At 64.3% G+C, this 18,333-nt stretch carries 16 protein-coding genes; 10 read left to right on the plus strand and 6 right to left on the minus strand.

Annotated features, from left to right (window positions below; genetic code table 11):
- Positions 1-54: 54 nt before the first annotated feature.
- Together ACVIIW_RS12810 and ACVIIW_RS12815 are read left to right on the plus strand one after the other, a co-directional pair.
- Complete coding sequence (locus ACVIIW_RS12810) at positions 55-534, plus strand: hypothetical protein (protein ID WP_456701077.1); 480 nt, start codon at positions 55-57, stop codon at positions 532-534.
- A 113-nt stretch (positions 535-647) separates the two neighbouring features.
- The gene (locus ACVIIW_RS12815) at positions 648-1,454 is read left to right on the plus strand and encodes an SDR family NAD(P)-dependent oxidoreductase (RefSeq protein ID WP_456701078.1); all 807 of its coding nucleotides are present in this window, start codon (positions 648-650) and stop codon (positions 1,452-1,454) included.
- A 21-nt stretch (positions 1,455-1,475) separates the two neighbouring features.
- On the opposite strand, the gene ACVIIW_RS12820 is transcribed toward ACVIIW_RS12815, so the two are convergent.
- Entirely contained in the window at positions 1,476-3,053 is a 1,578-nt protein-coding gene (locus ACVIIW_RS12820; protein ID WP_456701079.1) for a cation:proton antiporter, read from the minus strand.
- A 71-nt stretch (positions 3,054-3,124) separates the two neighbouring features.
- Here ACVIIW_RS12820 and ACVIIW_RS12825 point away from each other — a divergent pair, with 71 nt between their 5' ends.
- The 4 genes from ACVIIW_RS12825 to ACVIIW_RS12840 all read left to right on the plus strand — a co-directional run bounded on the left by ACVIIW_RS12825 (position 3,125) and on the right by ACVIIW_RS12840 (position 7,906).
- Positions 3,125-3,898 (plus strand): hypothetical protein, encoded by a 774-nt coding sequence (locus tag ACVIIW_RS12825; RefSeq protein ID WP_456701080.1) that lies wholly within the window; start codon positions 3,125-3,127, stop codon positions 3,896-3,898.
- Between the two features lie 158 nt (positions 3,899-4,056).
- Positions 4,057-5,442: a tetratricopeptide repeat protein gene (locus ACVIIW_RS12830; protein ID WP_456701081.1), complete on the plus strand. Its 1,386-nt coding sequence runs from the start codon at positions 4,057-4,059 to the stop codon at positions 5,440-5,442.
- Positions 5,443-5,658: 216 nt separating this feature from the next.
- Positions 5,659-7,581 (plus strand): propionyl-CoA synthetase, encoded by a 1,923-nt coding sequence (locus ACVIIW_RS12835; RefSeq protein ID WP_456701082.1) that lies wholly within the window; start codon positions 5,659-5,661, stop codon positions 7,579-7,581.
- A gap of 64 nt (positions 7,582-7,645) precedes the next feature.
- A complete protein-coding gene (locus ACVIIW_RS12840; protein ID WP_092226968.1) occupies positions 7,646-7,906 on the plus strand; it encodes a hypothetical protein in 261 nt (86 codons plus the stop codon).
- 109 nt (positions 7,907-8,015) lie between these two features.
- On the opposite strand, the gene ACVIIW_RS12845 is transcribed toward ACVIIW_RS12840, so the two are convergent.
- Complete coding sequence (locus ACVIIW_RS12845) at positions 8,016-8,711, minus strand: DUF1013 domain-containing protein (RefSeq protein ID WP_456701083.1); 696 nt, start codon at positions 8,709-8,711, stop codon at positions 8,016-8,018.
- 267 nt (positions 8,712-8,978) lie between these two features.
- On the opposite strand from ACVIIW_RS12845, the gene ispH reads away from it, so the two are divergent.
- From ispH to rnhA, 3 genes are read left to right on the plus strand one after another with little or no spacing between them, the layout of a single operon-like run.
- Positions 8,979-9,947, plus strand: a complete 969-nt coding sequence (gene ispH, locus ACVIIW_RS12850; protein ID WP_456701084.1) for a 4-hydroxy-3-methylbut-2-enyl diphosphate reductase — start codon at positions 8,979-8,981, stop codon at positions 9,945-9,947.
- A gap of 6 nt (positions 9,948-9,953) precedes the next feature.
- Positions 9,954-10,937, plus strand: coding sequence for a homoserine kinase (locus ACVIIW_RS12855; protein WP_456701085.1), 984 nt, complete (start codon positions 9,954-9,956; stop codon positions 10,935-10,937).
- Positions 10,934-11,398 carry a ribonuclease HI gene (gene rnhA, locus ACVIIW_RS12860; RefSeq protein ID WP_456701086.1) on the plus strand — a complete coding sequence of 155 codons (465 nt, stop codon included), beginning with the start codon at positions 10,934-10,936 and terminating at the stop codon, positions 11,396-11,398. The genes ACVIIW_RS12855 and rnhA overlap by 4 nt, the downstream gene beginning before the upstream one ends.
- Positions 11,399-11,531: 133 nt before the next feature.
- Here rnhA and ACVIIW_RS12865 read toward each other — a convergent pair whose 3' ends face one another.
- From ACVIIW_RS12865 to ACVIIW_RS12880, 4 genes are all read right to left on the minus strand, one after another.
- Entirely contained in the window at positions 11,532-12,017 is a 486-nt protein-coding gene (locus tag ACVIIW_RS12865) for a peroxiredoxin (RefSeq protein ID WP_092226973.1), read from the minus strand.
- 223 nt (positions 12,018-12,240) lie between these two features.
- Positions 12,241-13,926 (minus strand): long-chain-fatty-acid--CoA ligase, encoded by a 1,686-nt coding sequence (locus ACVIIW_RS12870; RefSeq protein ID WP_456701087.1) that lies wholly within the window; start codon positions 13,924-13,926, stop codon positions 12,241-12,243.
- 208 nt (positions 13,927-14,134) lie between these two features.
- Complete coding sequence (locus tag ACVIIW_RS12875) at positions 14,135-15,619, minus strand: D-alanyl-D-alanine carboxypeptidase family protein (RefSeq protein ID WP_456701088.1); 1,485 nt, start codon at positions 15,617-15,619, stop codon at positions 14,135-14,137.
- A gap of 200 nt (positions 15,620-15,819) precedes the next feature.
- Positions 15,820-17,640 carry a glucan ABC transporter ATP-binding protein/ permease gene (locus ACVIIW_RS12880; RefSeq protein ID WP_456701089.1) on the minus strand — a complete coding sequence of 607 codons (1,821 nt, stop codon included), beginning with the start codon at positions 17,638-17,640 and terminating at the stop codon, positions 15,820-15,822.
- A gap of 296 nt (positions 17,641-17,936) precedes the next feature.
- On the opposite strand from ACVIIW_RS12880, the gene ACVIIW_RS12885 reads away from it, so the two are divergent.
- Complete coding sequence (locus tag ACVIIW_RS12885; protein ID WP_456701090.1) at positions 17,937-18,299, plus strand: hypothetical protein; 363 nt, start codon at positions 17,937-17,939, stop codon at positions 18,297-18,299.
- The last annotated feature ends 34 nt before the right edge of the window (positions 18,300-18,333 follow it).

Genomic DNA, 18,333 nt, shown 5'->3' on the forward strand with positions numbered 1-18,333 from the left:
CCGCTTTCAGTCTAGAACGCAACACGACCAAAGATAGTGGTGGGGGTGATTCGAATGCGTCATGTCATTAAATTCTGCTGGGCTGCCTTGGTGTCGCTGACACCGCTGGCGCCGGCCGCCCGGGCCGACGACTTCCAGCTCAGCCACAACCAGCGGATTTCGTGCAGCCGCGGACTTGCCCCGGGCAAGCTCAATACCGCGACCTGCAAGTCCTACACCTATCTCTTCAATACCAAGACCTCGGAATATTTCCGCTGCCAGGTCTCGCTGGCGCTGACCCGCGACAACAAGGAAGTCATCAACGTCCAGACCGACGGCGGCTGCACCAAGAAGCCGCGCATCTTCGAGACCGACGGTCACTATGATTTCGACGCGACGGAGACCGAGCCGCCGAACACCAACTCGTTCTTCGGCCCCGGCGGCTATTCGGTTTGGGCCGCCGACATGACCACGCAGAAGATCCGCGGCTGCATCACCATCTCCTCCGGCCTTGGTTCCGACATCTCCAAGTGCCTGGACATGACGTTCCAGTAAGGGTTTGCCAGCGACGGGTTCACCCTCTCAGCGTGCGGCGAGATGGTGTCCCCGCAAGATGAGCGCCGGCAAAGATCCGGGCTCCAACAAAGAACAAGATGGGAGAACACGCGATGGACCGGCTCAAGGGCAAGGTTGCGATGGTGGTGGGCGCCGGCTCGATCGGACCCGGCTGGGGCAACGGCAAGGCCACCGCGGTGACCTTTGCGCGCGAAGGCGCGCAGGTGTTTTGCGTCGACCGCAACGGCACTGCTGCCGAGGGGACCGCGGAGATCATCACCGGCGAAGGCGGCAAGGCGATCGCATTCACGGCCGACGTCTCGCGCGCGAGCGACATCGAGGCGATGGCCGCGGCGTGTCTCAAGGCCTATGGCCGCATCGACGTGCTCGACAACAATGTCGGCATCGCCGAGATGGGCAGCGTGGTCGAGGTCACCGAGGAAAGCTGGGACCGCGTCTTCTCCGTCAATCTCAAGAGCGCCTATTTCGCCATGAAGCACGTCATCCCCGTGATGGTGAAGCAGGGCGGCGGCTCGATCATCAACATCTCCTCGATCGCCTCGATCCGCCATATGGGAATTTCCTACGTCACCTACGGCACCTCCAAGGCTGCGATGAACCAGATGACGCGCACCACAGCGATCGAGTTCGCGAAGCATCACGTGCGGGTGAACGCGATCCTGCCCGGCCTGATGAAGACGCCGATGGTGGAGCATTCGGCGGGCTTGGCTGCGAGCTACGCCAAGGGCGATGTCGAGGCGATGTGGCGCGCCCGCGATGCGCAGGTGCCGATGGGCCATATGGGCGACGCGTTCGATGTCGCCAATGCCGCGCTGTTCCTGGCGTCGGACGAGTCGAAATATGTCACGGGGATCGAACTCGTGGTCGACGGCGGGATCACCTGCAAGGCGGGGGCTTGAGTTTCGCCTCGCGCGCCACGACTATCCGCCCGCACTCAGCTCCGCGCGATCCAGCTCCTCCTCGATCCGGTGAAACGCATCGTCGCCGATCACGTCGGTGGCGCGCAGGTCAAAAATCGATTTCCGTGCGGCGTCGATGGCGCGGCGGCGCAGCGGATCGGCGGGGAGTTCGCCGTTGGCGATGCCGCCGTGAGGATCATCGTCGGCCTGCATCAGGACGGCGCGGTATTCGAGCCTGAGGATTTCAGCCTCCTCCGAGGGATCGTCCTCGATGGCATCGAGTGCGGCGCGATAGGCAATGGCGCGGGCGCGCGCGACCTCGATGCCCACCGGGTCGTCGTCCTTGAGCGCGAAGGCAAGGATCAGCGGCCGCAGCGTCAGGCCCTGGATCACCAGCGAGCCCAACACCACCGCGAATGCGATGAAGACGATGAAATCACGATAGGGGAAGTTCGCCGGCAGCGCGAAGGCGGTCGCCAGCGTGACGAGGCCACGCATGCCGCACCAGGAGATGATGAGGCCGCCCTTCGGTGAAGCGACGGCGTTAGGATCTTTCGGATGAAAGATCCCTTGGACAACCAGCACACGCAAGGTCGTGCGGTAGAACGTCACCCAGAGCAGCCGGACCAGAACCACGGTGAGCAGGATCCAGGCGGCCGCCACGCAATATTCCCATCGGACGTCCGCATCCAGCCGCGTCCAGATCGGCCGCATCTGCATGCCGATCAGCATGAAGGCGAGCACGTTGAGCACGAATACCGTGGTTTCCCAGACCGCATAGGACGGCACCCGCAGCCGCGCCGGCATGCGCAGCCCGGCCGAACGCGCGACCGTCATGGCATAGACCACGATGGTGAGGATGCCGGAGAGGCCGAGATGCTCTGCCGTGATCCAGACCAGGAAGGTGGTGGCGAACTGGACGATGATCGCGCTCGGCGCTTCCTTTACCCGTTCCATGAGCAACGGGATGATGCGTCCCGCGGCTAATCCGGCGACGACGCTGCCGACCAGCCCCAGCGCGATCGTCGGCGCGACCTCGCTCCATTTGAGGTGCTCCATGACAACGGCGCCGACCGCGATGCGATAGATCAGGAGCGCGCTGGCATCGTTGAGCAGGCTCTCACCCTCCAGCACCTTGACCATGCGGTAGGGCAGTTTCACCTGGCTCAGGATCGCGACCGCAGCCGCGGCATCCGGCGGTGCGACGATTGCACCGAGGGCCACCGCGGCGGCCCAGGGCATGTCCGGGAAGAGCCGATGCGCGACATAGGCGACGCCGGCCGTGGTCAGGCCGACCGCGGCCACGACCAGGGTCGAGACCGGAACCCAGTTCTTGCGCAGGTCGCGCAGCGAGGTGTCGAAGGCGGCATCCAGCAGCACCGGTGCGACAAAAAGCGCCAATGCCAGATCCGGTTCGAGCGTCCAGGTCGGGCTATCAGGCACGAAGGCGATCAGCGCGCCGCCGATCGCGAGAAAGGTCGGGTAGGGGACCTTGATCCGCCGCGCCAGCGCCGATAATGCAACGGCGCCGAGCAGAAGCGCGATGATCCATTCGAATGTCGACAAATTGGTCCCCAAAACCGGTGTGAGCGGCGCCACAAGCTAGCACCGATCGGGCCGTATGATGAATAATACGGCCTCAAGGCAAGCCTTTCCGACCCGCAACGAGCATGCGTTTTCAAAAGTTCATTCAGGTCTCGGCTGCAGCGCTGCTCTCGGCGCTCTCAGCGATCTTGGCTGGAGCGGCTGATGCTGCGGCCGGGGGCGAGCCGGCCGGAATCGTGCAGGTCGACATCGCGGCATGCCTTTCCGCAGCTGCGGCCGATGATGCGGACAAGGCCGGCGCGGCCTGCGCCGCCGTCATCGATGACGAGAAGACGGCCAAGCCCGACTTGATCAAGGCGCTGATCGCGCGCGGTGCGCTTTATGCGCGTCATGACCAGATCGACCGCGCCATCGCCGACGACAGCCGCGTGCTGCTGCTTGATCCCACGCTCGCCGATGTTTTCAACGCGCGCGGCGATCTCTGGCTGAAGAAGGGGGACAAGCCCAGAGCGGTGCTGGATTTCGGCGCGGCGCTCCGGATCGATCCGAACCATGAAAAAGCCAAGGCCAACCACAAGGCGATGGCGCGCGAGATCGAGCGGATCGGCGCGCAGATGGCGGTTGCCGGCAAGCCCAGCTTCAACTGCGCAGGCGCGCACCGCCCTGTCGAGAAGGCGATCTGCGGAAATCGCGAACTCGCGGACCTCGACAGGGAGGTTTATGTCGCCAATGCGCGCGTACAGCGCGCGGCGCGCAACGAGGGCGAGGCGAAGAAGCTCCAGCGTGAGCAGGAAGACTTCATCGCCCGCCGGAATGCCGGGTTTGGCCGGCCGGGATATGATCTGAAGAAGGCGTTGCAGGAGCGTCTGCAACGATTGAATGGGCTGGACGGGTCTTGAGTTGACCCCATGGGAGGTCGTCACGCCCGGGCATCCACGTCCACGATGAAGGCGTGGATGGCCGGGACGAGCCGGCCATGACGTCGGAGACAGCCCCATTTGAACCCACTTACCCGTCGCCGCGACAACCGGAAAATCTGAGTCACGGAGTTATCGCCATGTGCGGCTCGCGTTCTTCCGCGCAAGCATTCCCGATTGCAAATGGCCGGGTAAGCCGCTTCCTTATCGGCGCTGCAATCAGCCTCGCTATCGCCGCTCCGGCATCTGCCGCCGCCGATTGCGTGATGGGCAGCAAGGCTGCGCCTGCGGACCTGATCTCGGTATGCAGCGCCGTCATCGACCAGGCCTCGAACCCGGCGTCCGATCGCGTCGCGGCGCTGCTGGTCCGGGCCGATGCCAATGCGCGGATATCAGGCGGTCTCACGCAGGCGTTGCGGGATATCGATCGTGCCATCGCGCTCGATGGCAAAAACGCGAGCGCCTGGCGGTTGCGAGGCAATTTGTTGCGGGAGGCTGGCGGCGATCTCAACCGCGCCGCGTCCGATCTCAGCAAGGCGATCGAACTCGATCCGACAGATGCCGAAGCCTATGAACAGCGCGGCGTCGCCTACACCAACCAGCACCGACTCGATCGCGCGCTCGCCGATTACGACCAGGCGATCAAGCTCAAGCCGGATTATGCGCAGGCCTGGTCCGACCGCGGAGCTACCTTTTATCTCAAGGGCGACTACGACAAGGCGGTGAGCGATCTGAGCGAGGCGCTGCGGCTCGATCCCAACCGGCCGCGCAGCTACACCAATCGCGGCGCCGCCTACAAGAAGCTCGGCCAGCTCGAAAAGTCCATCGCCGATGACGACGAGGCGATCAGGCTCGATCCGAAAGTGCCGGAATATTACGACAATCGCGGGCTCTCTTATGCCGCGACGAAAGACTACGACAAGGCGATCGTCGACTATAACCAGGCGCTTCAGCTGGCGCCGCGGCCGAACTTCTTCACCAACCGCGGCGATTCCTACCAGTTCAAGGGCGAGTTCGGCGCGGCGCTCAGCGACTACAATGACGCGCTGAAACTCGATCCTGACTTCGCGAAGGCCTACAACAACCGCGCCGTGCTCTACACCAGGATGGGCGAGCGCAAGAAGGCGCTGGCTGATTACGAGACGGCGCTGCGGCTCGATCCCGGCAACACCAACGCCGCGGACGGTCGCCGCACCATGATCACGGAGATCGCAAAGTTCGGCGCCGTCCCGCCGCAGCCGCTCGCTGCGAATTCCGGAAACGGACCGTCATTCGATTGCGCCCATGCCAGGCGCGAGGTGGAGAAGGTGATCTGCGCCGATCCACAGCTCGGCATGCTCGACCGCCAGCTCGCCGAGGCCTATCAGCGCGTACTGCGATCGATGAGCCGGCGCTCGGCCGCCGATCTGCGCAAATCCCAGCATGAATTCCTCGCCACCCGCGACGCCAGCTTCCGGCTCCCCGGCTACGATCTGAAGAAGGTCATGCAGGACCGGTTGCAGCGGTTGAATGCGATGGAGGGGTGAGGTTCTTCGCCTCTTCCCGCACGCGGCGCCAGCGAGCAGACCACCTGCGCAGCGCCCCTGCCTCCGCCAAAAGGCCGATCCTTTTCAGCTTGAACCGCAGCCCGTTCCCGGGAAAATACGTCTCAAACAAGGTCGGCATTTGATCCCTGTCATGGCGCGACTTCTACCCTGCCATCAGGTCAAGGCGAGGCCATCAAAGGGAACGGGAGCGCGGCAATGGACGTCCAGGGAACCGGTGGCGGGAAGAGCCGATATCACGAAGTCCATGCGCGCTCGCTGGCTGATCCCCAAGGCTTTTGGGCCGAGGCGTCGAAGGAGATCGACTGGATCGAGCCGCCGAAGGCAATCTTCGATGGCGCGCAGGGCGTCTATGGCCGCTGGTTCGCCGGTGGAGTCGTCAACACCTGCTACAACGCGCTCGACCGTCACGTCGAACGTGGCCGCGCTGACCAGGTCGCGCTGATTCATGATTCGCCGCTGACGAATTCCGTCGCCAGGTTCACCTATGCGGAGCTGCTGGCCGAGGTGCAGGCGCTCGCCGCGATCATGCAGGACTTTGGCGTCGCCAAGGGCGACCGCGTCATCCTCTATATGCCGATGGTTCCGGAGGCCGTGGTCGCGATGCTGGCCTGCGCCCGTATCGGAGCCGTACACTCCGTGGTGTTCGGCGGCTTTGCCGCGAAGGAGCTTGCGACCCGCATCGACGATGCGCAGCCAAAACTCATTCTCTCCGCAAGCTGCGGCATCGAGCCTGGCCGCATCGTGCAGTACAAGCCGCTGCTCGACGAGGCGATCAAGCTGGCGTCTTCGAAGCCGAAGGCCTGCATCGTGCTGCAGCGTCCGCAGCTGACTTGCGACCTCGCGCCAAAGCGCGATTATGACTGGGCGAGCCTGCGCCGCAAGGCGATGAACGACGGCAAGCGCGCTCCTTGCGTGCCGGTTGCCGCCACCGATCCGCTCTACATCCTCTACACGTCGGGCACGACAGGCATTCCCAAGGGGGTCGTCCGCGACAATGGCGGCCATCTGGTCGCGGTGAAATGGTCGATGTTCAACCTCTATGGCGTCAAGCCGGGCGAGGTCTGGTGGTGCGGCTCCGATATCGGCTGGGTGGTCGGACACAGCTACATCGTCTACGGGCCGCTGCTGCACGGCGCGACCTCGATCATGTACGAGGGCAAGCCGATCGGCACGCCCGATGCCGGCGCGTTCTGGCGCGTCATCTCCGAGCACAAGGCGGTCGCCTTGTTCACCGCGCCGACCGCGTTTCGCGCGATCAGGAAAGAGGATCCGGAAGGCAAGTTCATCCGGCAATACGATCTTTCCCAATTCCGCACGCTGTTCCTCGCCGGCGAACGGGCCGACCCGCCGACGGTGGAATGGGCGGAGCAGCAGCTGAAGGTGCCTGTCATCGATCATTGGTGGCAGACCGAAACCGGCTGGTGCATCGCCGGCAATCCGGTCGGCCTCGGCCAGCTGCCGGTCAAGCACGGCTCGCCGACGGTGCCGATGCCCGGCTACCAGGTCGACGTCGTGGACGAGGCGGCAAAACCCGTCGGCCCCAACACCATGGGCTCGATCGTGATCAAGCTGCCGATGCCGCCAGGCTGTTTGCCGACGCTGTGGAATCAGGACGCGCGCTTCAGGGAAGCGTACTTGAGCGAGTTCCCCGGCTACTACAAAACCTCGGACGCCGGCTACAAGGACGAGGATGGCTACGTCTTCGTCATGGGCCGCACCGACGACATCATTAACGTCGCCGGCCACCGTCTCTCCACCGGCGGCATGGAGGAGATCCTGGCCTCGCATCCTGACGTCGCCGAATGCGCCGTGCTCGGCGTCAAGGATCCGATCAAGGGCGAGGTGCCCTGCGGCTTCCTGGTGCTGAAGGCCGGCGTGAAGCGCCCGCCTGATGAGATCGAGAAGGAGATCGTCGCGCTGGTCCGCGACAGGCTCGGTCCGGTCGCCGCCTTCAAGCTCGCCATCACCGTCGGCCGGCTGCCCAAGACGCGCTCGGGCAAGATCCTGCGCGGCACCATCAAGAAGATCGCCGACGGCGAGGCCTGGACCATGCCCGCCACGATCGAGGATCCAAAGGTGCTCGACGAGATCGGAGAGGCGCTGAAGGGCAGGGCGTGAGCGACGGCGACTTACAATCTCCTCATTCCCGCGCTAAACAAGGCCCGCCAACAGGGGACCTCGTATGCCACTCGCCACCGCGCCGCGCCTGCTCGCAGCCGTTCTGCTCGCCATCGCTCTCTCCGCCTGCTCGGCGCGCTACCAGACGCCGGTGGCGATGGGAGGTGATGACGATGATGCGGTGTGCCAGAGCCGCGGCTATGCGCAGGGCTCACCAGAATACGTGGCATGTCGCAAGGACCGCGACGTGCAGCGTAGCGCCGCCACCTCACGCGCCGACCGCCGTCAGCGCGATCTCGGCGAATACATGCTGAACCATCCGTAGCGGCCCTGATCGACGCTTCTTCCGTGATTGCGAGGTGAGGTTTTCGAAACAAAAACGCGGCGGGTTGTCCCGCCGCGTTTTGCGTTTCGATGACGAAAGGGAGGGGCGACTACTCCTCCTCTTCCTCGTGCTTCTTGCCGCCGAGGGTCTTGAGCTTGGCGAACACGGCGTCGACGTTGAGGTCGTCGCTCGACTTCTCCGACTGCTCGTACTCGTCCTTCTTGGTGGTCTCGGAGGCCGGCAGCAGCGTGGCGCCGCCATAGGCTGCGTCGATCGGCTTTTCCTTGGCCGCCCGCGCCACTTCGAAATCGAGCTCGATCTGCGAGCAGAGGCCGAGCGTCACGGGGTCGATCGGGGTCAGCTGGGACGTGTTCCAGTGGGTGCGGTCGCGGACGCTGGCGATGGTGCTCTTGGTGGTGCCGACCAGACGCATGACCTGGGCGTCCTTGAGCTCGGGATGGCTGCGCAGCAGCCACAGGATGGCGCTGGGGCGCTCGTGGCGGCGCGACACCGGGGTGTAGCGCGGGCCTTTGCGCTTGGGCTGCGGCGGCAGCACGACCTTGCTCTCCTGGAGACGGAGCCGGTAGTCCTGGTTCTTCTCGCCCTTCTCGATCTCCTCGCGGGTGAGCTGGCCGTTGGAAATCGGGTCCATGCCCTTGATGCCCTGCGCGGCGTCGCCGTCGGCGATCGCGCGCACCTCGAGCGGGTGCATCTTGGTGAAATCGGCGACCTGGTCGAAGGTCAGCGCGGTGTTGTCGAGCAGCCAGACGGCGGTCGCCTTGGGCATCAGAGGTGCGTTGCTCATGGCAAATCTCCTTTGTGCTTCGCCCACCCCTCTGGAGGCGAAACCGGTGGTCATCAGCGATGACAGGGAATTCGCGCTATATAAGCCCGGAGGGGGTAGCCACGCAATGGTTCTGCTATAGATAGTGCCTTGACAGCGCCCGAAAGGGGGCCCAATTCCCTCTCAAGCCGCTATATCGTCGAAGCAGACGGTTTTACGCCCTTTTCCATCCATCGACCCGTCCCGCGCCAGCAGGCGAGTGGGGTGATTCGGTCCCGAGATCGCTCAATGTCAGCCAAACCAGACCTCAAGATCGTGCTTTGTTCTCCTCGCGGCTTCTGCGCCGGGGTGGTCCGGGCGATCGATACCGTGGAACGGGCGCTCGATAAGTATGGCGCCCCCGTCTATGTTCGCCATGAGATTGTGCACAACAAATACGTCGTCGACGGGTTGAAGAAGAAGGGCGCGATCTTCGTCGAGGAGCTCGCCGAAATCCCCGAGAATACCACCGCGCCGGTGGTGTTCTCGGCCCATGGCGTGCCGAAATCGGTTCCGGCCGACGCCTCGTCGCGCAATTTGTTCTCGCTGGATGCGACCTGTCCGCTGGTCACCAAGGTGCACCGCGAGGCCGCGATCCACTTCAAGCGCGGCCGCGAGATCTTCCTGATCGGCCATTCGCATCATCCTGAAGTCGTCGGCACGCTCGGCCAGCTTCCGGTCGGCGCCGTGACCCTGATCGAGACCGCCGAGGACGCCAAGACCATCAATCCGAAGGACCCGGATAATCTGGCCTTCGTGACCCAGACCACGCTGTCGATCGACGACACCGCCGAAATCGTGGCGCTGCTCAAGGAGCGCTTTCCGAACATCAACGGGCCGCACAAGGAAGACATTTGCTACGCCACCACCAACCGCCAGCTCGCGGTGAAGAAGGTGGCCCCGGTGGTCGACGCCCTCATCGTTGTCGGTGCCCCCAATTCGTCGAACTCGCAGCGCCTGCGTGAGGTCGCCGAGCGCGAGGGCTGCGGAATCGCGGTGCTGGCGCAGCGCGCCGCCGACATCGACTGGACGAGGTTCGGCAACATCAAGAGCCTCGGCATCACCGCAGGTGCGTCCGCCCCCGAAGTGATCGTCGAGGAGATCATGGACGCGTTCGCCGAGCGCTACACGCTGCATGTGGAGACGGTCTCGGCCGCCGAAGAGAACGAGTTCTTCCCGCTGCCGCGCCAGGTGCGCCCCGAAGCCGCCGCTGAGTAGATTTTCATGGCGGTCTACACCGACGTTGCCGCCGACGAGCTTGCGGATTTTCTGAAGCAGTACGATGTCGGCGAATTGCTCTCCTACAAGGGCATCGCCGAGGGCGTCGAGAACACCAACTTCCTGCTGCACACGAGTCAGGGCTCGTTCATCCTCACGCTCTATGAGAAGCGCGTGGCGAAGAACGATCTGCCGTTCTTCCTCGCGCTGATGACGCATCTGGCCGAGCACGGCGTGAACTGCCCGCTGCCGGTGAAGGCGAAAGACGGCGAGGCGCTGCACGAGATGCAGGGAAGGCCCGCCGCGATCATCACCTTTCTCGAAGGCATCTGGCCGCGCAAGCCGAATGCCGTGCATTGCGCCGGCGTGGGCGACGGGCTCGCGAGAATGCATCTGGCCGGCGCGAACTTTGCCGGCAAGCGTGCCAACGCGCTCTCGGTTGCCGGCTGGCGACCCTTGTTCAATGCGGCGGCGGACCGCGCCGACGAGGTGCAGCCGGGCCTGCGCGCGTTCCTCGCGGCCGAGCTCGACTATCTCTGCGGCGGCGTCTGGCCGGCGGATCTCCCCGAAGGCGTGATCCACGCCGATCTCTTCAACGACAACGTCTTCTTCCTCGGCGACAAGCTCTCGGGCATCATCGACTTCACCTTCGCCTGCAACGACATGCTGGCCTATGACGTCGCGATCTGCCTGAACGCGTGGTGCTTCGAGCCCGACCATTCCTTCAACGTCACCAAGGCCCGAGCCTTCCTCAACGCCTATGGCCGGGTGCGCAAGCTGAGCGAGGCGGAAGAGGCTGCGCTGCCGCTGCTGGCGCGCGGCGCTGCGATCCGGTTCCTGCTGACGCGGCTGGTCGACTGGCTCAATGTGCCGCCCGGCGCGCTGGTGAAGCCGAAGGATCCGCTGGAGTATTTTCGCAAGCTGCGCTTCCACCAGAGCGTTTCCAGCGCGCGCGATTACGGGTTGATAGCCTCAGGACTGGTCGCGTGAGCGAGCTCCCCAACGTCACGATCTTCACGGACGGCGCCTGTTCGGGAAATCCCGGGCCCGGCGGCTGGGGCGCAATTCTCAAGTTCGGCGACAAGGAAAAAGAGCTGAACGGCGGCCAGCCGCACACCACCAACAACCAGATGGAATTGATGGCGGCGATCTCCGCGCTCGAAGCGCTGAAGAAGCCGTGCACCGTCGATCTCTACACCGACAGCCAGTATGTCCGGCAGGGCATCACCGGCTGGATCCACGGCTGGAAGCGCAACGGTTGGCGCACCGCCGACAAGAAGCCGGTCAAGAACGTCGAACTGTGGCAGCGCCTCGATGCCGCGCTGAAGGCGCACGAGGTTCGCTGGCACTGGGTGAAGGGCCACGCCGGGCATCCCGAAAACGAGCGCGCGGATCAGCTCGCGCGCGATGGGATCGTGAAGGCAAGGACGCAAGCGCGGGTGGCGGAGTAGGGGCATACGCTCCCTCCGTTCATCATGGCCGGGCTTGACCCGGCCATCCACGCCTTCCACACGCAGCCAAAAACGTGCATGCCCGGGACAAGCCCGGGCATGGCGTCATTGGTGGTACGAAGTGGCCTGAAGCTTACAGCTGCCCCAGCAGTGTATCGCCGCCCGACACCTCGACCTTGCCGGGCATCGCCTCCACATTCAGCTTCTTGACCACGCCGTCCTCGACCAGCATCGAATAGCGCTTGGAGCGGATGCCGAGGCCGTTGCCGGAGGCGTCGAGCTCCATGCCGATCGCCTTGGCGAAGTCGGCATTGCCGTCGGCGAGGAAGATCGCCTCGTCGCGCTGGTCGGTGTCGCGCTTCCAGGCATTCATGACGAAGGCATCGTTGACGGAGACGATCGCGATGGTGTCGACGCCCTTGTCCTTCATGGCATAGGCGTTGAGGAAGATGCTCGGCAGATGCATCTTGTGGCAGGTGCCGGTGTAGGCGCCGGGCACCGCGAACAGCGCCACTTTCTTGCCCTTGAAGATATCGTCGGTGGTCTTCACCTGCGGGCCTTCCGCCGTCATCACGCGGAATTTCGCCTCGGGCAGCTTGTCGCCAGTCTGGATCGCCATCGTCGTTTCTCCATGGAAAGGGCCGGGGCTGTTCTAGAGCATTTTACCGCCGGAGGGAAACGGCTTCAAACAGCCGTGACGAGGCCGCGGTGCCTTTTTCTCGTCCTTGCGAGGAGCTCTTGCGACGAGCCGATGCAGACTGCCTCCGCAGATACATTCTCGGATTGCTTCGCTTATGACGTAAGGGCGCGCAGACGCGCGCCGTTCCGGGACAGAGGCGGCCTTACGCCGCCTGGGCCTTCTTCTCGTCGCGCAGCTCGCGGCGCAGGATCTTGCCGACATTGGTCTTGGGCAGATCGCTGCGGAATTCGATGTGCTTGGGTACCTTGTAGCCCGTCAGCTGCTCGTGGCAGAATTTGATGACGGATTCAGCCGTGAGGTTCGGGTCCTTCCTGACCACGAAGGCCTTCACCGCTTCGCCCGACTTGGCGTCGGGAATGCCGATGACGGCGCATTCCAGCACGCCTGGATGGCTCGCGATCACTTCCTCGATCTCGTTCGGATAGACGTTGAAGCCGGAGACCAGGATCATGTCCTTCTTGCGATCCACGATCTTGGTGTAGCCCTTCTCGTCCATGATGCCGATGTCGCCGGTGCGGAAATAACCGTCCGCCGTCATCACCTTCGCGGTCTCTTCGGGCCTGTTCCAGTAGCCCGACATCACCTGCGGGCCCTTGGCGCAGATCTCGCCGGCCTGGCCGAGCGGCAGCTCGTTGCCATCGTCGTCGCGGATCGAAATCCAGGTCGAAGGCACGGGAATGCCGATCGTACCTGTGAACTCCGTTGCCGTCGCCGGGTTGCAGGTCAGCGTCGGCGAGGTCTCCGACAGGCCGTAGCCTTCGGCGATGAAGCAGCCGGTGATCGCTTTCCATTGATCGGCCACGGGGCGCTGCACCGCCATGCCGCCGCCGTTGGATATCTTCAGCTTGGAGAAGTCGAGCTTCTTGAAGTCGGGGTGATGCATCAGCCCGTTGTAGAGCGTGTTCACTGCCGGGAAGCTGTTGACCTGGTACTTCGCCAGCTCCTTGACGAAGCCTGCGATGTCGCGCGGGTTCGGGATCAAGAGATTGCAGCCGCCGGCGCGCACCGCGAGCAGATAGCAGGCCGTCAGCGCGAAGATGTGATAGAGCGGCAGCGCGCAGACGATCATGAGCTGCTCGACATGCGGCGGCGCATTGAGCGCCGGCTGCAGCCAGGCATCGTTCTGCAAGACGTTGGCCACGATGTTGCGATGGAGCAGCGTGGCGCCCTTTGAGACCCCGGTGGTGCCGCCGGTATATTGCAGGAAGGCGACGTCGCCGGGCGACAATTTCGGCTTGTTGAAGGTCTGGCCACGTCCGGCCGAGAGCGCGTCGTTGAACGACACCGAGCCCGGCAGTGACCAGGCCGGCACCATCTTCTTCACGCGGCGGACGACGAGATTGACGATCATGCCCTTGAAGCCGAGCAGATCGCCCATGCTGGCGACGATGACGTGCTTGACCGTCGTCCTCGCGACCACCTGCTCGACGGTATGCGCGAAGTTCTCCAGCACGATGACGGCTTCGGCGCCGGAATCCTTGAGCTGATGCTCCAGCTCGCGCGGCGTGTAGAGCGGGTTGACGTTGACCACGGCAAATCCGGCGCGCAGCACCGCGGCGGTGGCGACGGGATATTGCAGCACGTTCGGCATCATGATTGCGACGCGAGCGCCGCGCTGCAGGCCGCGACCCTGCAGGTAAGCCGCGAGCGCCAGCGACATCTGGTCGAGGTCGCGATAGGTGATGGCCTTGTCCATGCAGATGAACGCCTTGCGGTCGGCGAACTTCGTAAAGCTCTCCTCAAGCAGGTCGACCAGCGATGCGTATTGCGTCGGCTCGATATCGGCGGGCACGCCGGGCGGATATTGCTTGAGCCAGATGCGCTCCATGGAAACTCCCCTCTCTTGCATCAGAGCCCGTTGTGCCTCGGGCTTGCCTCATTGCCCGCAGTATCGAGCCTGCCGGAACGGCTGGCAAGCGGTCCAGGCTTGGAGGCCGAGGCTTAGGGCAAAGGCTGGAGAGTGGCTACTGGAATCGTCGCAAATCGCTGCCGCAGGTGCGAAGTGCGCTCGCAACCAACGGGCCGGCCGCGTGAACCTAGCTGTTGTTGGGCGCGGGCTTCGGCCTGGTGGCCGCCTTCGGCTTGGCCGGCTTGGCGGCAGCCTGGTCGCTGCTCGCTGCAGGTTTGTCCGTAGACTTGGCCGCGGCATGCTTGCTTGCCGCCGGCTTTGCCGCGGCCTTGGCATCGCTCTTGGCATTGCTCTTGGCAGCCGCGTCCGGCTTTGTGGCCGCGGGTTTTGCAGCCGCTGCCTTCGCATCGGTCTTGGCGCCGGTCTTGGCATCACTTTTGGCATCGCTGCCGGCGTCAGGCTTCTTGGCGACGCGCGGCTTCTTGCCACGCGCCTTCGGCGGACTCTGCTGGTCCGTGTCGGCGGCGACCGCCGCGACCAGGGCTGCGCCGGTGCGAGTCGGGCCGGTGTACACCACGACGGGCTCTGCGGCCGCAGGCGCTGAAGCCATCAGCTCGGAGGCCTTCATCAAAGGGGGCTGGAGGCCTGCGGTGAAGAACGTCACCTGGGCTGCGCCGCCGGTTGCGGAAGCCGGACCGCCCGTCGCGCCATTGGTCGCGATCAACGCATCGTCGTCGTCGCTGGCCGGATGCTTGCGATGACCGCCGCACATTTCCTCGCGCAGGTTCGGCGGAGAGGCATCGACCGGCACGAGGTTTTCGACCGTGCCGAGCGAAGGACGCAGCCACGACAGATTGTCCTGGCTGAAGCCGCGCTCGAGCAGCTGCGCGGCCTTCACCGCGCGCGCGGTGCCGGAGCTGGCGCCGAGCACCACCGCGATCAGGCGGCGGCCGTTGCGGGTGGCCGATGCCACGAGATTATAGCCGGAGGCGCAGATGAAGCCGGTCTTGAAACCGTCGGCGCCGGGATAGCGGCCGATCAGCTTGTTGAAATTCGGCGTGATGCGCTTGCCGAAGCGGATCGCCGGGATGTGCACGTAGGACTCGTATTCCGGCAGGTCGCGCAGGAACGAGCGCGCGAGAATGCCGAGATCGCGCGCCGAGGTGACGTGCCCGTCCGCGGGCAGGCCGTTGGGATTGACGTAGTTGGTCTGCGTCATGCCCAATCGCTTCGCGTTGTCGTTCATCATGTCGGCGAAGCCGTCGATCGAACCGCCGACGCCCTCCGCGAGCACCACCGCCATGTCGTTCGCCGACTTGACCATCATCATCTTCAGCGCGTTGTCGACGGTCACCTGTGTTCCCGGACGGAGGCCCATCTTCGAGGGCGACTGCGAGGCGGCCATCGGCGACACCGTCAGCAGCGTGTCGAGCGTGATCTTGCCGTCCTTCACCGCTTTCAAGGTCACATAGGCGGTCATGATCTTGGTGACGGAGGCCGGATACCAGGGAATGGTCGCGTTCTCGGCTTGCAGCACCTTGCCGCTGTCGGCTTCGATCAGCAGCAGCGCTTCGGCATTGGCGAGGCTCGGCAGGACAAGCGCACCGATGGCGAGCGCTGCAGCGAACAGGTTGAACAGGGACTTGCGAAGCAGCGGGCGAAAGGCGTGCACTATCCGATTCCGGTCCTGGGAGATCCGCCTGATACGGACGGTTCTCGTGTGATGTACGCTCTGAAATCCAGCGCCGCCGCTTGCGGCGGTCGCAAACCTATACCGGCTCGTGCGTCGAGAATAGGGGCTTCCGCCTGGTATTCCGCAATGAAATAGGCCGAATTTCGACGGTGCTGCGGGGACTTGTTGAGGGGACTTGGTCAGGAGGATTTGGCGGCGGAAGCCGCGGCCTCGGCGGCACTCGCGCCGTGCCGTGCGTTTGCCTGTCCCTGTGTTTGTTCCCGTTCCTGCACCATGAACTGAGCCTTGGCGAGCTCGGCAAAATGGCCGCCCTTGGCCACGAGTTCATCGAAAGTTCCGCTTTCGATCACGCGTCCGTTCTCGAACACCAGGATCCGCGTGGCGTTGCGAATGGTCGAGAGGCGGTGCGCGATCACGAAGGTGGTGCGGCCCTTCATCACTTCATCGAGAGCGGCGTTCACCTTGGCCTCGGTGACCGCGTCGAGCGCGCTGGTGGCCTCGTCCAGGATCAGGATCGGTGGGTCCTTCAGCAGCGCGCGCGCGATCGACAGCCGCTGCCGTTCGCCGCCGGACAGCATGCGGCCGCGCTCGCCGGCATTGGTCTCGAAGCCGCCGCTGCGCTCGATGAAATCGAGCGCCTGCGCGCGCTCCGCAGCCTTGCGCATCTCGGCTTCGGTCGCATCCGGCTTGCCCACGCGCAGATTCTCCGCGATCGAACGGTTGAACAGGAGCGCTTCCTGAAACACGACGCCGATGTTTCGGCGCAGCGATGTCAGCGTGACGCCGCGCACGTCCATGCCGTCGATCCTGATGAAGCCGGATTGCGGATCGAAGGCGCGATGCAGCAGCGCGATCGCGGTCGACTTGCCGGCGCCCGTCGGGCCGACCAGCGCGATGGTCTGGCCGGGCAGCGCCGTGAAGGAGAGGTCCTCGACCGCCGGTCGCTTGCCGTCATAGGAGAAGGTGACGTCGTTGAACTCGACGAGACCCGACAGCCTGCCCGCATCGATCGCGTCATGCCGGTCGTGGACTGCCGGCACGGCATCGAGCACGCCGAAGAACTCGCGCAGGCGCGGGGCTTCCATGAACACGTTGTTGATGAAGCTCACCACCTGCTCGAGCTTCTGGATCAGCAGCGTCGCGAAGCTCACGAACATCACGATCTCGCCGACCGAGCTGAGACCCTGCCCATGCAGTGCGATGCCGAGCGTGAAGATCGCGAGCACGGTGATGGTGGTGGAGGCGCGCGTGATCACGGTGACGAGCGCCCACCAGGACAGCACCGGCATCTGCGCCGCAAGCAGCTGGTCGGCAACCGAACGCAGTCCCTGCACCTCGGATTCGACGCGCACGAAGCTCTGCACGAGCGCGACGTTCCCGAGCGCGTCGGATGCGCGCGCGGAGAGTTCGCTGTACTGCTCCTCGACCGCCATCTGCATGCCGAAGGTCCTGCGCACGACGAAGGTCGTCAACGCGGTGAAGACGATGCACAGCACGAAGAGAAGGATCGCGAGCCGCCAGTTCAGATACAGCGACAACGGCAGCAGCACCACGACCGACAGGATCGCGGCAAAATGCTCGCGGAAAAAGCCGAGCCAGAGCCGCCATAGCGCATCGGTGCCGTTGAGCATCACCTTCATCAACCGGCCCGAATGGGTGCCGGAATGGAACGTCAGCGGCAGCTGCAGGATGTGCTCGAAATAGCTCGTCAGCACCGCCTGACGCTGCCGGTGGGAAAGCCGGTCCGCTTGCAGTGCAACGAGCGCGCTGCAGGCGATTGTGAACAGCCCGAACGCCACCCAGGCCATCAGGAATGGCCATGCGGAATTCGAGCCCTGCACCGTCTTGCCGGAGAGCACGTCGACGATGCGCCCGAACAGCACCGGCTCGGCGAATTGCGAGGCGGCGAGCAGAAGATTTGCGAAGGCCAGCAACCAGCCCAGCCGCGCCTCCTTGCCGAGCAGCTCGAGAACGCGGGTATAGAGGCTGAAGATGGACATGAGGCGGCGCTGACCGGGACAGGCGATTTGACGATGGGATTGCATTTTAAGCAGGGATCGTCAGCGAGATACAGCGGAAGCTTTTGGCGTCTTTAGCCGATCTATCGAGTGGCCGAGCCTGTGCGGGGTCGGCGCGCATCCTTCAACCTGAACAGGAGATGAGCGGCGGTTGCGTCATGTTTACGCAACCCCGTTCAGCTTGTGTTGGGTTTGGGGAACCCAAGATGGGATGCAGGTGTTTGAAGGACTTGAGCCTGTCTCGAGGCACCCCAGAGGTCCCAAGGAGGGTCCAAATCATGTTCGACCGATTTGCGAAATTTGCTGGCCGCAAGGCCGTTCTTGCCACCGCGGCGGTGCTCGCGCTGACCGCCGTCGCCCCCACCGCATCGTTCGCAGGCGGCCGCCATTGGCATGGTGGTGGCGGTGCGGCCTTCGCCGGCGCGGCCATTGCCGGCGCCATCGGCACCGGCCTTGCGATCGCAGCGACCCGTGACGCCTACGCCTATGATGCGGGTCCGGGTTACTACTACGACAGCGGCCCGGCCTACTATGGCGGCCCCGGCTATGGCTCCTATTACTACGGCTCGGGCTATCAGGAGCGCTATGGCGGCTACGACAAGGTCTGCGCCCACGGCTATTCCGGGTACGGTTGCAATTAACCGTTCGGCCATAAGCCATCGACCAAACAGGCCG

The organism is Bradyrhizobium sp. USDA 4449 (genome assembly GCF_054056275.1).